This is a genomic window from Chitinasiproducens palmae, assembly GCF_900095735.1.
Classification (GTDB): Bacteria; Pseudomonadota; Gammaproteobacteria; order Burkholderiales; family Burkholderiaceae; genus Chitinasiproducens; species Chitinasiproducens palmae.
Genome location: NZ_FNLO01000008.1, coordinates 249,153 through 263,677, shown reverse-complemented (window position 1 = coordinate 263,677; position 14,525 = coordinate 249,153). Strand labels below are relative to the sequence as shown.

Here is a 14,525-nt window from a genome sequence, read left to right as displayed (position 1 = left end):
TTGCGATGCCGATGTGGCGTGCCGCCGCGAATGAACGGCATCGGATGTCGGACGGTGCGCGATCACGACCTCATGCCGCAAGGTGTCGTGTGGCTGGCGCTCGCCCAGGGACCTGGCGCTGCTCTTCACCGCGCCTGCCTTGCGTTGATCTATCGTGTTACGCAATGCAGACCGCAGCAGAACTTGAAATCCTGTTTTGTCACGTCCTTGCTCCTTCCTTGACGTACCAACGTTGACGCCAGCCGTTGCCAAACGCACACCGCAGCAGTGCCGGGCATGCATAGGACGTGGCGCGCGCCGACGGACGGAGGGGCTGACAGGCGGACGGCCGGCAGACGGGCCGGCAAAACGCCGCGATGGCCTTCCCACGCTTGGCTGTAGTATTCAAGCCCGCGAATGTGCGGCAGGGAGCTGCGGGTTCCTGACTGAATGCGGTGGCGACCAGGGTGGCGATCGACCGACGTCCGGTGATATCCACGCTAAGCCGCCGAGGCACCCTGTTCGGACGACTGTCCCATACCGCTCGCACGGTTTTCCCGGGCCGTTCCCGCGTCCTTAGCAGACGCAGCCGGTGCATCAGCCTGCGCGCGCGGCGAACGTTGTGCGGAACACGCACGCCGTTTGCGCAATGCGTAGAATGCTTGGTGTCGACGAACCACTTCCATGGTTCAACGGGACCAGAAGGAGCAGCGTGCGGCGCAAGCCTGTCAGCGCTCGGCCGATTGTCTCGACTGCGGACGCTCGGTCTCTCGACTCGCTGCCGTGAACGGCGATGCGTCGAGAACCGCCGACACGAACAGCGGACACGAACAGCGGACACGAACCGCCGAGACGCCAGCGCTTGCCAATCGGACCAAGCAGGCAGGCACGAAGCCGATGGCCTTGAAGCCGGGAGCTTCGAAACCGAAAGTCGAAAGTTGCAAGCCGCGAAGCCGATGGCCGGTGAAGCGGCAGGATCGAAGCACGTCGACGACCCTGACAGCCGCCTCTCGTGGGTACTCAGTGCGGCGCGGGGCGGCTTTTGACCGTTCGGCCTTTGCAGTCCGGTTAGGGTTTTCCGCCGCACCTGGCCGTTTGCCGGCGGGTACTGTCAAGTGTCACCGGTGCGGCTCCGCGTCGGCGCATGTTCGATGCGGCGTCTGTCGCTGACGCGACGTCTGTCGCTAACGCGACGTCCCCGGCAACGATTGCGCATTGCTAACCAGAACATCATGTCGTCAACGCTCGACCGATCGAAGACGGTTTTCACCGCCGTCTGTCCTCACGACTGTCCCGACACCTGCGCGCTGCAAGTGTCGGTGGAGAATGGCCGGGCGGTATCCGTGAAAGGCGATCCGGACCATCCGCCGACGCAGGGCGTGCTGTGTACCAAGGTCTCCCGCTATCCGGAGCGCACGCATCATCCGGAACGGCTGACGCAACCGATGCGGCGTATCGGCCGCAAGGGCGAGGGCCGTTTTGAGCCGATTGGTTGGGAGCAGGCGTTCAGCCTGATCGCCGAGAAGGTTGGGCCAATCATTGCCCGCGAGCCGCGTGCGGTGCTGCCGTACAGCTTCGCCGGGACGATGGGGTTGCTTCAGGGCGAATCGATCGCGGCGCGCTTTTTCAATGCAATCGGTGCGTCGCAGCTGGATCGAACCATCTGCGCGGCCGCTGGCGCTGCCGCCCTGCGGACCACCTACGGCGGCAGCATCGGCATGCTGCCGGACTTCCTGGCTGAGAGCCGCCTGATCCTGATCTGGGGCAGCAACCCGATCACATCGAGCGTGCATTTCTGGGCGAGGGCGCAAGAGGCGAAACGCAATGGCGCGACACTGGTCGCGATCGATCCCTATCGCTCGCTGACTGCCGAGAAGTGTCATCAGCACATTGCACTGAAGCCTGGGACCGACGGTGCATTGGCCCTTGGCATGATCCACGTGCTGCTGGCCGAGGGACTGGTCGATGACGACTACATTCGCGATCACACGCTGGGCGCGCGTGAGTTGGCGAAGCGCGCCGCCGCCTTCACGCCTGAGCGCGTCGCGGACATCTGCGGCATTGCCGCCGAAACCGTCGTCGCATTGGCGCGTCTTTATGGAACAACGACGCCGACGGCGATCCGCTTGAACTACGGCATGCAGCGAACCTACGGCGGCGGCAACGCAGCCAGGGCGATCGCGTGCCTGCCGTCGCTGACCGGCGCCTGGCGCCATCGGGCGGGCGGCCTGCTGTTATCGACGTCCGGCTACGCGCCAGTCAACGGTGCCGCGCTGGAACGACCGGATCTTCGGCCTCGGGGGGCAGGCAAGCCGCGCGTCGTGAACATGAATGCAATCGGCGATGCGTTGCTGGCGCCGGGCGACGCGTCATCGGACCCGCGCATCGAAGCGCTGTTCGTCTACAACTCGAATCCTGTTGCCGTCGCGCCGGATTCGGCGAAGGTCGTGGCCGGCTTCGGGCGCGAAGACCTGTTCACCGTGGTGCTCGAACACTTCCAGACCGATACCGCCGACTTCGCGGACGTCCTGTTGCCGGCCACCACGCAACTGGAACATCTCGATGTGCATCGTGCCTATGGCCATACGTACGTGATGCTCAATCGTCCGGCGATCGCGCCGGTAGGCGAATCGCGGCCGAATACGGCGATCTTTCGCGGTATCGCCGGCGCGCTCGGCCTGACGGAGCCGGCGCTGTACGAAAGCGACGAAGATCTGGCGCGGCAATCGTTGCGTTGGGACGATCCGCTGCTCGACGGATGCGATTGGAGCGACCTGGATCGCGCGCGTTGGTTGCGTCTCGCGCTGCCCGACGCGCCGCTCGCCAATGGCGGTTTCCGGACCCCGTCGGGCCGCTGCGAGTTCTGGTCGAGCGCGCTGGCCGACGCGGGTCTCGACCCGCTGCCGGATTATCTGCCGCCGCGCGAATCCGCCGAATTCGATCCGCCGCTCGCGGCGCGCTATCCGCTGGCCATGATCTCGCCGCCGGCGCGCAATTTTCTCAACTCCACGTTCGTTAACGTCGACAGCCTGCGGGCGAGCGAGCGCGAGCCGCGCGTCGACATTCACCCGGGCGACGCATCCGCGCGCGGCATCGTCGATGGCCAAACGGTGCGCGTCTTCAACGACCGCGGCGAGATGCGCGCGAGGGCGCGCGTGACCGACCGCGCCCGCCCCGGCCTGGTGGTCGGCACGTCGATCTGGTGGCGCAAGCTTGCCAGCGATGGCCGCAACGCCAACCAGCTGACCAGCCAGGCGTTGACCGATCTCGGCGGCTCCGCCACCTTTTACGATTGCCTCGTCGAGGTCGCGCCAGTGGCTGCGGAGATCGAGGAAACCGTCTAAACCGCTTGTCGCGTCACCGGCTGGGCCGCTAGGATCGTCTTTCGCAAGACCAACATAAAAGCGAGGAGACGATGACCAAGCCTTGGCTTCGGGAATACCCGGAGGGCGTCGCCACGGAGGTCGACACCACGCGTTACGGGTCGCTGCTCGACCTGTTCGAGGAAAGTTTCGCGCGCTACGCCGACCGTCCGGCGTTCGCCTGCATGGGCCATACGCTCAGCTACGCGGACGTGGATCGTGCATCGGCCCGGTTCGCCGGTTGGTTGCGGTCGACGGGTTTGCCAACGGACGCCCGCGTCGCATTGATGATGCCGAACATCCTGCAGTACCCGATCGCGCTGATCGGGGCGCTGCGGGCCGGCATGATCGTCGTCAACGTCAACCCGCTCTACACCGCACGCGAACTCAAGCACCAGTTGCTGGACAGTGGCGCGCAGGCCATCGTCGTGCTGGAAAATTTCGCGAACACGGTCGCGAAGGTGCTCGACGAGGTGCCGTTGCGTCATGTCGTCGTGACCAGCCTGGGCGAGATGCTTGGCGCAAAAGGGTGGCTCGTCGATTTCGCGGTCCGGCACGTGAAGAAGCTGGTTCCCGAATGGCATTTGCCGGGCGCGGTGCGCTGGACTCGGGCGCTCGCGATCGGAGCGCGCGACGAGGCGGTCGCGCCCGTCACGCGACAGGCCAGCGATGTCGCATTGCTCCAGTACACCGGGGGCACGACGGGCGTGGCCAAGGGGGCGATCCTGCTGCACAGCAACCTGCTCGCCAACGTGCTGCAGTCTGAAATGTGGCTGGCGCCGGCGCGGCGGCGCAAGCCGGACGCCGGACAGATGATCACGATCGCAGCGCTGCCGCTGTATCACATCTACGCGCTGACAGTGTGTGCGCTGCTGTCGGTGCGCGCCGGCGGCCTGTCGGTGCTGGTGCCGAATCCACGCGACATTCCGGGACTGGTCAAGGCGATGGCGCGCTATCGCTTCAACTCCCTGCCGGCGGTCAATACCCTGTTCAATGCGCTGGTGAACGAGCCATCGTTCGCGCGTCTCGATTTCAGTGGTCTCTATGCCGCAAACGGCGGTGGCATGGCCGTGCAGGAATCGGTGGCGCGACGTTGGGTCGAGATCACCGGCGTTCCGATCGTCGAGGGGTATGGCCTGTCGGAAACCTCGCCTTGCGTCACTTGCAACCGCGGCGATGCGGACACCTATTCGGGCACGATAGGCTTGCCGCTGCCGTCGACCGACGTGAGCATTCGCGACGACGCGGGACAGGCGCTCGAGGCAGGCCAGGCGGGCGAGATCTGCGTGAAGGGTCCGCAGGTCATGGCCGGCTACTGGCAGCGACCGGCCGATACGGCCGCGGTCATGACCGACGACGGGTTCTTTCGCACCGGCGACATCGGTTTTATCGATGCCCGTGGCTACGTGAAGCTGGTCGACCGCAAGAAGGACATGATCCTCGTCTCGGGATTCAACGTCTATCCGAACGAGATCGAAGAGGTGGTCGCGGCGCATCCGGCGGTCAACGAAGTCGCGGTGGTCGGGGTGGACGATGCGCGCTCGGGGGAGGCGGTGCGCCTGTATGTCGTCAGGAAGGATCGTTCGCTGACCGAGGCCGAACTCGCCGCGTTCTGCCGGGAGCGCTTGACCGGCTACAAGCGGCCGCGCGACATTGTCTTCCGCGACACGCTGCCGAAAACGAACGTCGGCAAGATCCTGCGCCGCGCACTGCGTGACGAGGGCCGCGCCGCAGGGCCCGACGCGGGACGCGACGCCGGCGGTGCCACCGCAGAAGCGGGCGCGCTATCGACTGGCAGCCATTGAATCCGGCGAACCCGGCGTTGGCCGGCGTTCGCAAGGCATCCAGCTGCACGCGATAGCGTCCATTCGACGTGGTGCGAGCGGCGCGGGCCGGACTCCGGCCGTCTGTCCGGCCACCTGCCTGCCTGCTCGTTGCGGAGCGACGCCTCGGCCGGGGCGCGACGGTCGATCGCCGAAGCGGTGCAGCGTGTCAGCGGCGCTGCCGCCGAGCCCTTGCGCGGCGTCGCGGGTCTGCGCTTTCGCCGCATGCCCTGGGCGATCGCACGGAGTAAACTGGACGTTTCACCAGTCTGTGGAAACGACCATGTCCTTGGATGCCCTGATCTCCCATTTCGACCGTGCACTGCGTTCGTTGAGCGGCGTCGCGCATGCGAGTCGTCCGATGCCGGGTAGCGACCTGCAGCAAGACGAGGGCGCGCTGACCGCCGAGGAGAAGCGCCATGCAGCAGCGCTGATGCGCGTCAATCACGTTGGCGAGGTGTGCGCACAGGCGCTGTATCAGGCGCAGGCGATCACCGCGCGTTCAAGCGAACTGCGCGAGACCTTCGCCGAGGCGGCGCGCGAGGAAGAGGATCACCTGGCGTGGACCGCGGAGCGCATCGCTGCGCTGGGTGGCCGCGTCAGCCTGCTCAACCCGCTGTGGTACGGCGGCTCGCTGGCGATCGGCATGGTGGCCGGCCGCTTCGGCGATCGCTTCAATCTCGGGTTCATGGCGGAGACCGAAAAGCAGGTTGAGCAACATCTCGACAGTCATCTGCAGTCGCTGCCAGCCGCTGACAATGTCTCTCGCGCGATTGTCGAGCAGATGCGCATCGATGAAATCAAGCATGCGCGCACCGCGATCGATGCCGGCGGCAGCGAGTTGCCGTTCCCCGTGCGCATGTTGATGCGGGCCACGTCCAAGGTGATGACCGGCACTGCCTATTACGTCTGATTCGACCTCGATTCAGTGCGTGCCGGGCGTTCCGAGCGGGCGTCCGGCACGCGACGGGCTCGTCGAGCAAAAACCGGCACTTCTTGCCGCCTCACTTCTCCTTAAAGTAACTTTTCCCGGCCTCGAAGGCCGTGAAAGTTGCCGAAAAAACCCTGCAACTCCGCCTACTTGCGTCGTTTTCCAGCGGCAATGGATCAGCGACGCACAGCCATCTAAAGCTCGTTCTTCACAAACTGAGCTATCACGTTAATTTTCCTAGTGTTTTTTTGAAGCAGTTTTTTCCGAAGTGCGTAAGTCTTTGTTCTGACGGCAAAAAAGGCGCGGTAAACCGGTCGTGTCGCTTGACCGTCATTCGCGCATCCTCTAAAGTGGGAAACAGTGTCGTGAAGTGGTGTTTTGTGTGAAAACTTTCCCGATACAGGCAATTTGACCGGCTAGCATTCCGCCCGCTTGCAACGGAGAAGTGGTGTGTTCCAGGGAGCATCGGCGCTCAATCTCGATAGCAAGGGGCGGCTGGCAGTGCCGGCCCGGCATCGTGACGCCCTGCGAACCGAAGAGCAGGCCCCGGTGACCGTCACCAAGCATCCGGATGGATGTCTGCTGCTGTTCCCAAAGCCGGAGTGGGAAGCTTTCCGTAACAAGATCGCCGCGCTGCCGATGGATGCGCATTGGTGGCGGCGCATTTTTCTGGGTAATGCCTTCGAAGTGGATCTCGACAGTGCGGGGCGCGTGTTGATCGCGCCGGCGCTGCGCCAGGCTGCCTCGCTCGATCGCGAGGTGATGCTGCTTGGCATGGGCAGCCATTTCGAAATCTGGGACGCCGCCACCTATGCCGCGAAGGAACAGGCGGCGATTGCCCAGGGCATGCCCGAAGCGTTGAAGAATTTCAGTTTTTAGTCGTGCCGCGACCAGCGGTTTTTATGCATGGATTCCTTCTGTTGCTCGCCTCCCGCTGGACCGGTGGCTTCGGCCTGTGCCGCCGCGAACCGCGTGCAGGCGTGCGCCCCGGGGTCTGGCAGCATCGCTTTGGACGTGGCGTGATGAGTGGAAACGGGACGGCGCACGCGCATCGCAGCGTGCTGCTTGACGATGCGGTCGACGCGCTGGTGTGGCGCGCCGACGGCATCTACGTGGACGGCACCTTCGGGCGCGGCGGACACAGTCGGGCAATCCTGTCGCGGTTGGGCGCGGATGGCCGGTTGCTGGCGTTCGACAAGGATCCGCAGGCGATCGCCGAGGCCGCGACGCTGAATGATGCGCGCTTCGAGATCGTGCACGACTCGTTCGCGACGCTGCCGGATGCGGCAAGTGCGCGTGGTCGGACCCAGGTTGCGGGCGTGCTGCTGGACCTCGGCGTGTCGTCGCCGCAGATCGACGACCCGGCGCGCGGTTTCAGCTTCCGTTTCGACGGGCCGCTCGACATGCGCATGGACAGCACGCGCGGCGAGTCGGCGGCGGACTGGCTGGCGCGCGCATCGCAGGAAGAATTGACGGAGGTGATCAGGGATTATGGGGAAGAACGGTTTGCTGTTCAGATTGCAAAGGCGATTGTTGCTCGCCGGGCAGACACCGCGCGCCTTGGTCGCCTCGAGCGCACAGCCGAGCTTGCCGAGATCGTGGCGCGCGCCGTCAAGACCCGCGAGAGGGGCCAGAATCCGGCCACCCGCACCTTTCAGGCTATACGGATTCACGTCAATCAAGAGCTTGCGGACCTGCAAGTAGCGCTATCGGCAGCATTACAGTTGCTTGAGCACGGGGGGCGGCTGGTGGTCATCAGCTTTCATTCGCTCGAAGACCGGATCGTGAAGCGGTTCATGCGCGAGCATGCGACGCCGCCGGCGGTCGACCGCCGCGTGCCGCTGCGCGCCGCGGACCTGCCGCAGCCGCCGCTCAAGCTGCTCGGCAGACTGCGTGCCGGCGACGCCGAGGTCGAGGCGAACCCGCGCGCCCGCTCGGCCATCATGCGGATTGCCGAAAAGGTGGCCGCATGAGCCGCCTGGACATGCTTCTGCTGCTGGCCGTCATCGGTTGCGCGCTGTCGGTCGTCAACTCGACCTACAAGCAGCGTCACATCTTCGTCGAACTCGAACGTTCGGTTGCGCAGCAGCGGCGTCTCGCCCAGGATTGGTCCCGCTTGCAGTACGAACAGAGCGCCTTGTCGAAGACGTCGCGCATTGAGCAGGTTGCGCACAGCCAGCTCGGCATGGACGCGGTCTCGCCGGCGCGGACTCAATATCTCGACCGCGATACCTTCGCGCCGGTTCAGATCGCACCGCTGCCGGCGTCGGCGCCTACCGGAGCGCGCCGATGAAAGCGCCAGACAAAAGCAACGTGCGTTTCTCGGCAAGCCCGATGCTGTCGGTAAGCCTGCCGCTGTGGCGCTCGAAGCTCGTCGTTTTTCTGGTGTTCCTCGCCTTCGCGGCGCTGGCGGCGCGTGCGTTCTGGATCGAAGGTCCGGGCAACGCGTTCTACCAGAAGCAGGGCGAAGCGCGTTACCAGCGCACGCTCGAACTGGCCGCCACGCGCGGCAAGATCGTCGACCGCAACGGCCTGGTGCTGGCCACCAGCCTGCCGGTGCGCGCGATCTGGGCCGCGCCGGAGGACGTACCCGAGGATGTGTCGGCCGAGAAGATCGCCGCACTCGCGAAGCTGCTCGAGATGAGCGAGAAGGAAACCCGCGCGAAGCTGCTGGGCCAGAAAACCTTTGTGTACGTGAAGCGGCAGGTGCCGATCGAAGTCGCGGAGAAGGTTGCCGCACTCGACATCCCTGGCGTGTACCAGCGCAAGGAATACAAGCGCTTCTATCCGGAAGGCGAGATCGCCGCGCACCTGGTCGGCTTCACCAACGTCGAGGACATCGGCCAGGAAGGCGTCGAGCTGAGCCGTCAAAAGGATCTGGTCGGCCAGCCGGGACAGCGTCGCGTGATCCGCGACCGGATGGGACACATCATCCAGGACGTCGACGAACTCGTGCAGCCGCACGATGGCGCCGACATCCGCTTGTCGATCGACAGCAAGCTGCAGTACATCGTCTTCACCGAACTGAAGCAGGCGGTCGAGAACAACAAGGCGCATGCCGGCGCGGCCCTCGTGGTTGACGCGCGTACCGGCGAAGTGCTCGCGCTCGCCAACTATCCGAGCTACAACCCGAACGATCGCACCCGCCTGACCGGCGAGCAGTTGCGCAACCGGGCGCTGACCGACACCTTCGAACCCGGCTCGATCATGAAGCCGTTCACGATCTCGCTCGGCCTGGACCTGCATCGCGTCACGCCGACGACCATCGTCAACACGTCGCCCGGCCGGCTGACGCTCGATGGCGCGACGATCACCGACGACGCCAACTTCGGTGTGTTGAACGTCGCGGGCGTGATCCAGAAGTCGAGCAACGTCGGCACGACGAAGATCGCGATGCAGCTCAAGCCGGAGGAAATGTGGAATATGTACACCACGCTCGGGCTGGGACGCGCGCCGCAGATCGGCTTCCCCGGCGCGGTGGCCGGACGACTGCGGCCGTGGCATAGCTGGCGTCGCATCGAGCAGGCGACGATGTCCTATGGCTATGGCCTGTCGGTTTCGCTGTTCCAGCTCGCGCATGCCTACACCGTGTTCGCGAACGGGGGACGCCTGCTGCCGCTGTCGATCTATCACCAGGACGGTCCGGTAGCGCCGGGGCCGCAGGTGTTCGCGCCCGAGACCATGCGCGAAGTCCGCAAGATGCTTGAAACCGTCGTTGCGCCGGGAGGCACCGCACCGCAGGCCGCGGTGCCCGGCTACCGCGCGGGCGGCAAGACCGGCACGGCGTACAAGCACTCGGGCCGAGGCTACGACAAATCGAAGTACCGCGCGTCGTTCGTCGGCGTCGCGCCGATGTCGAACCCGCGCGTGATCGTCGCGGTGTCGGTCGACGAACCGCACAACGGCCTGCACTTCGGCGGGCAGGTCGCGGGGCCGGTGTTCTCGACGGTGACCGGCGACGTCCTGCGCGCACTGAACGTGGCGCCGGACATGGCGGTGAAGTCGACGGTGGTCGCCTATGCACCGCCCGCGGCACCGCCGGCCGGCACGGCGCCGACCGCCGCATTGCGCGGCGCGGCCACGCCGGTGGCTGCGACGCGTCGCGCCGACAAGCGCACCGCTGTCGCCAACGCAACGCCGGTCGGCACCACGCAACACGCGAAGGTGGTGCGATGACACACGCGTCGCTCCGTCCGGACGGCGTGGCCGCTGCGCTGCAGTGGCTGCGGGAGCGCGTCACGCCGCAGGCCGATCTGCATGTCGACAGCCGCGACATACGCACGGGTGACGTGTTTCTTGCGTATGCGGTCGACGGCGCGGACAGCCGGCCTCATGCGGCCGACGCAGTCGCGCGCGGTGCTGCCGCCGTTCTGTGGCAGTCCGATCGCGGCCCGGTCGGGGCGCCCCCGTCCACGGTGCCGGTTCTCACGCTCGACGGTCTCGATGCACTCGCCGGGCCGCTCGCCAGTGCCTGGTACGACGCACCGAGCGAAACGCTCGATACCGTCGGCATCACGGGGACCAACGGCAAGACATCCTGCAGTTTCTGGATCGCGCATGCGTTGAATGCATGCGCGCGACGTTGCGCGGTGATCGGTACGCTCGGCAGCGGTTTTCCGGAGCGTCCGGTGGCAACCGGTTTCACGACCCCCGACGCCGCACGGTTGCAGCGCGCGCTGCGCGATCTGGTGCGGCAGGGCGCGCAGGCCGTCGCGATGGAAGTGTCCTCGCACGCGCTGCACCAGGGGCGCGTGAATGGCGTGGCCTTCGACGTGGCGGTCTTCACCAACCTGACGCAGGACCATCTCGATTACCACGGCGACTTCGCCGCGTACGAAGCCGCGAAAGCGCGGTTGTTCGACTGGCCTGGACTGCGCGCCGCGGTGATCAATGCCGACGACGAAGCCGGCCGGCGGTTGCTCGCGCGGCTCTCGGCGCGCACGGACGCGCGTGTGCCGGTGATCGCCTACGGGCTCGCCGACGCGGGCCAGATCGAACCTGCCGGCACCGGCCACAGCGGCGCATCGGCGCTGCGCACGCTGATCGCGCGCAATCTGCGGCCCACCGCCCGCGGCACGGCGTTCGACATCGACGGCAGTTGGGGGACGCGCGCAATCGAGGTGCCGACCTTCGGCGCGTTCAACGTCTCGAATCTGCTTGCGGTCGTCGGCGCCTTGCTGGGTCTTGGCGTGGCGTGGGACGACGCGCTGGCGAGCCTGCCGGCGCTGCCGGCGGTGCGCGGGCGCATGGAGCGGCTGGGCGGACGCGAACGCGCGGACGAGCCGTTGCTGATCGTCGATTTCGCGCATACGCCGGACGGTCTGGCGCAGACGCTGTCGGCGCTGCGTCCGCTGGCCGACGCGCGCGGCGGCCGTCTGGTCGTGGCGTTCGGCTGCGGCGGCGACCGCGATCCGGGCAAGCGCCCGCAGATGGGCCGCATCGCCGCGACGCTGGCCGACGCGGTGGTCCTCACCAGCGACAACCCACGCAGCGAGGCGCCGTCCGCCATCATCGACCAGATCGCCGCCGGCGTGCCCGCATCGGCGGCTGCGCGCGTGCGCGCGATCGAGGATCGGGCCAGTGCCATCCTGCAGACGGTGCGTAGCGCGCGGGTCGAGGATGTCGTCGTGCTGGCCGGCAAGGGCCACGAATCGACCCAGGAGATCGCCGGCAAGAAACGGCCGTTCTCGGATCACGACCATGCGCTGTTGGCCCTCGCGGCCCGCGCGACACAGGCCGCGCCCCCGGGCAACCTGGGCAACCCGGGCAATGCAGAGGGGGCGACGCGATGAGCATGACCACGCTCGCTCGTGCGGCCGCCTTGATCGGCGAAGCAACCGTGCTCGGTGACGAGACGGTCGAATTCGCACGCGTGGTGACCGACAGCCGGCAGGCGGGACCGGGCGATCTGTTCGTCGCGCTGCGCGGCGAACGCTTCGATGCGCACGGTTTCGTCGCCGCGGTGGGCGCGCAGGGCGCGGCCGCCGCGCTGGTCGATGCGCAAGGCGGCGCGGTCGCGCCGTTGCAGCAGGTGCACGAGGAAACGGGCTTGCCACTGCTGCGCACGGCCGACACGCGGCTCGCGCTCGGCGCGCTCGCGGCAGGCTGGCGGCGCGGCTTCACGCTGCCCGTGGTCGCTGTCACCGGCAGCAACGGCAAGACGACGGTCAAGGAAATGATCGCCGCGATCTTCGCGGCGGCGGTAGGCAAGTCGCGTCGTCTCGCCACCGCCGGCAATCTGAACAACGACATCGGCGTGCCGCTGACGCTGTTGCGCCTGGATGCCACGCACCAACTCGCAGTGATCGAGCTGGGCATGAACCATCCGGGCGAAACCGCGGTGCTCGCCCGGATGTGCGCACCGACAGTGGCGCTGATCAACAATGCGCAGCGCGAGCACCAGGAGTTCATGGCGAGCGTCGCCGCCGTGGCCGACGAGCATGCGGCCGCGCTCTCGGCGCTGGCGGACGACGGCGTGGCGGTGTTCCCGGCGTTCGACCCGTTCAGCGCGGTCTGGCATCGGGCGGCGGGCGCGCGCCGGGTGCTCACCTTCGCGCTGGACGACGATCTGGGCGATGCCGAGGCGATGGCGCAACGCGCCGCCGATGTGGTCGGCCGACTGGATGCGAACGGCGAGTTGACGGTGACGTGCGCCGAAGGCCGCTTCATCGTGACGCTGGCGATCCCGGGCCGGCACAACGCGCGCAACGCGTTGGCCGCTACGGCGTGCGCGCTCGGCGCGGGCGTGACGCTGGATGCGATCGGTGCCGGCCTGGCCGCGTTCCAGCCGGTCAGCGGCCGCTTGCAGCGGCTGCTCGCGCGGTGCGAACGGCTGGCCGGCGCAACCGTGATCGACGACAGCTACAACGCCAACCCGGACAGCGTGCGCGCCGCGATCGACGTGCTGGCCGAAGCGGTGCGGCCGCGGGTGCTGGTGCTCGGCGACATGGGCGAAGTGGGCGAACACGGCGAGGCCTTCCATCGCGAGGTGGGCGCCTATGCACGCGAACGCGGTCTTGACGCGCTGTTCGTGCTGGGACCGCAGACGCAGGCCAGTTGGCAGGCATTCGCGGGCGCTGCGCCGGCGCGCGGCGGTCATTTCGCGTCGCACGAGGCCTTGTTCGAGGCGCTGGGCGAAACATACGGGGGCGAGGCCACGATTCTGGTGAAAGGCTCGCGTTACATGAAGATGGAGCGCGTCGTCGACGCGCTAACGCTGCGCGACGCGTCGCGCGGGCACTGAAGAAGGTACGAAACAATGCTTTTGGCGCTGGCGCAATGGCTGCAGGCAGATGTGAGCTATTTGCGTGTGTTCAGCTATCTGACTTTCCGTGCGGTGATGGCCACCATCACCGCCTTGCTGTTCGGCCTGGTATTGGGCCCGGCCGTGATCCGGAAACTGACCGCAATGAAGGTAGGTCAAGCCGTGCGCAGAGACGGACCGCAGACGCATCTGGTCAAATCGGGCACGCCGACGATGGGCGGCGTGCTGATTCTGATCGGCATCGCGATTGCGACGCTGCTATGGGCCGACCTGACGAACCGCTTCATCTGGATCGTGCTGCTGGTCACGTTCGGCTTCGGCGCGATCGGCTGGGTCGACGACTATCGCAAGGTGGTCTACAAGGATCCGCGCGGCATGTCCTCGCGCGAGAAGTATTTCTGGCAGTCGCTGATCGGTCTGTTCGCGGCGGTCTACCTGGCGTTCTCGGTCTCGCAGACCAACAACACGCACGTGTTCGCCACCTTCATGGACTGGATCCACAGTGGCTGGCCGTTGACCCTCCCGGCGCGCGCGGACCTGTTGTTGCCGTTCGTCAAATCGATCAGCTATCCGCTCGGCCTGCTCGGCTTCGTGGTGCTGACCTATCTGGTGATCGTCGGCTCCAGCAACGCGGTGAATCTCACCGACGGCCTGGACGGGCTGGTGATCATGCCGGTCGTGCTGGTCGGCTCGGCGCTCGGTGTGTTCGCATACGTGATGGGCAGCGCGGTGTACTCGCGCTACCTGCTGTTCCCGCACATTCCCGGCGCGGGTGAACTGTTGATCTTCTGCTCCGCGATGGCCGGCGCCGGGCTGGCCTTCCTTTGGTACAACACGCATCCGGCGCAGGTGTTCATGGGCGACGTCGGCGCGCTCGCGCTTGGCGGCGGCCTGGGCACCGTGGCGGTCATCGTGCGCCAGGAAATCGTGCTGTCCGTGATGGGCGGCGTGTTCGTCGCCGAGACGCTGTCGGTGATGCTGCAGGTCGGCTGGTTCAAATTCACCAAGCGCTGCTTCGGCGAAGGCCGTCGCGTTTTCAAGATGGCGCCGCTGCATCACCACTTCGAGCTTTCCGGCTGGAAGGAAACGCAGGTCGTCGTGCGCTTCTGGATCATTACGTTGATCCTGGTGCTGATCGGTCTGTCGACGCTGAAGCTGCGATGAAC

General features: G+C 66.5%; 10 protein-coding genes. All 10 read left to right on the top strand.

Annotated elements, in window-relative coordinates:
- Nucleotides 1-1,211: 1,211 nt before the first annotated feature.
- The 10 genes from BLU54_RS14690 to mraY all read left to right on the top strand — a co-directional run bounded on the left by BLU54_RS14690 (nt 1,212) and on the right by mraY (nt 14,523).
- Nucleotides 1,212-3,323, top strand: coding sequence for a molybdopterin-containing oxidoreductase family protein (locus BLU54_RS14690; protein WP_091909870.1), 2,112 nt, complete (start codon nt 1,212-1,214; stop codon nt 3,321-3,323).
- 71 nt (nt 3,324-3,394) lie between these two features.
- Nucleotides 3,395-5,146, top strand: coding sequence for a long-chain-fatty-acid--CoA ligase (locus BLU54_RS14685; protein WP_091909867.1), 1,752 nt, complete (start codon nt 3,395-3,397; stop codon nt 5,144-5,146).
- Nucleotides 5,147-5,447: 301 nt separating this feature from the next.
- Nucleotides 5,448-6,077, top strand: a complete 630-nt coding sequence (gene coq7 / locus BLU54_RS14680; protein ID WP_091909962.1) for a 2-polyprenyl-3-methyl-6-methoxy-1,4-benzoquinone monooxygenase — start codon at nt 5,448-5,450, stop codon at nt 6,075-6,077.
- Between the two features lie 468 nt (nt 6,078-6,545).
- Nucleotides 6,546-6,974, top strand: coding sequence for a division/cell wall cluster transcriptional repressor MraZ (gene mraZ, locus BLU54_RS14675; RefSeq protein WP_091909864.1), 429 nt, complete (start codon nt 6,546-6,548; stop codon nt 6,972-6,974).
- A 143-nt stretch (nt 6,975-7,117) separates the two neighbouring features.
- Nucleotides 7,118-8,068: a 16S rRNA (cytosine(1402)-N(4))-methyltransferase RsmH gene (gene rsmH / locus BLU54_RS14670; protein ID WP_091909959.1), complete on the top strand. Its 951-nt coding sequence runs from the start codon at nt 7,118-7,120 to the stop codon at nt 8,066-8,068.
- On the top strand, nt 8,065-8,388 hold the full coding sequence (ftsL, locus tag BLU54_RS14665; protein ID WP_091909861.1) for a cell division protein FtsL: 324 nt from the start codon (nt 8,065-8,067) through the stop codon (nt 8,386-8,388). The genes rsmH and ftsL overlap by 4 nt, the downstream gene beginning before the upstream one ends.
- Complete coding sequence (locus tag BLU54_RS14660; protein ID WP_091909858.1) at nt 8,385-10,271, top strand: peptidoglycan D,D-transpeptidase FtsI family protein; 1,887 nt, start codon at nt 8,385-8,387, stop codon at nt 10,269-10,271. The genes ftsL and BLU54_RS14660 overlap by 4 nt, the downstream gene beginning before the upstream one ends.
- Nucleotides 10,268-11,887: a UDP-N-acetylmuramoyl-L-alanyl-D-glutamate--2,6-diaminopimelate ligase gene (locus BLU54_RS14655; protein ID WP_091909855.1), complete on the top strand. Its 1,620-nt coding sequence runs from the start codon at nt 10,268-10,270 to the stop codon at nt 11,885-11,887. Before BLU54_RS14660 ends, BLU54_RS14655 begins: the two co-directional genes overlap by 4 nt.
- Nucleotides 11,884-13,338 (top strand): UDP-N-acetylmuramoyl-tripeptide--D-alanyl-D-alanine ligase, encoded by a 1,455-nt coding sequence (locus tag BLU54_RS14650; protein ID WP_091909852.1) that lies wholly within the window; start codon nt 11,884-11,886, stop codon nt 13,336-13,338. The genes BLU54_RS14655 and BLU54_RS14650 overlap by 4 nt, the downstream gene beginning before the upstream one ends.
- 15 nt (nt 13,339-13,353) lie before the next feature.
- Nucleotides 13,354-14,523: a phospho-N-acetylmuramoyl-pentapeptide-transferase gene (gene mraY, locus BLU54_RS14645; RefSeq protein ID WP_091909849.1), complete on the top strand. Its 1,170-nt coding sequence runs from the start codon at nt 13,354-13,356 to the stop codon at nt 14,521-14,523.
- Nucleotides 14,524-14,525: the final 2 nt, after the last annotated feature.

Bases quoted from the DNA above. Each gene is read 5' to 3' on its own strand.
- BLU54_RS14690 (WP_091909870.1), top strand. From the start codon at position 1,212: ATGTCGTCAACGCTCGACCGATCGAAGACGGTTTTCACCGCCGTCTGT.
- BLU54_RS14685 (WP_091909867.1), top strand. From the start codon at position 3,395: ATGACCAAGCCTTGGCTTCGGGAATACCCGGAGGGCGTCGCCACGGAG.
- coq7 (WP_091909962.1), top strand. From the start codon at position 5,448: ATGTCCTTGGATGCCCTGATCTCCCATTTCGACCGTGCACTGCGTTCG.
- rsmH (WP_091909959.1), top strand. From the start codon at position 7,118: ATGAGTGGAAACGGGACGGCGCACGCGCATCGCAGCGTGCTGCTTGAC.
- ftsL (WP_091909861.1), top strand. From the start codon at position 8,065: ATGAGCCGCCTGGACATGCTTCTGCTGCTGGCCGTCATCGGTTGCGCG.
- BLU54_RS14660 (WP_091909858.1), top strand. From the start codon at position 8,385: ATGAAAGCGCCAGACAAAAGCAACGTGCGTTTCTCGGCAAGCCCGATG.
- BLU54_RS14655 (WP_091909855.1), top strand. From the start codon at position 10,268: ATGACACACGCGTCGCTCCGTCCGGACGGCGTGGCCGCTGCGCTGCAG.
- BLU54_RS14650 (WP_091909852.1), top strand. From the start codon at position 11,884: ATGAGCATGACCACGCTCGCTCGTGCGGCCGCCTTGATCGGCGAAGCA.
- mraY (WP_091909849.1), top strand. From the start codon at position 13,354: ATGCTTTTGGCGCTGGCGCAATGGCTGCAGGCAGATGTGAGCTATTTG.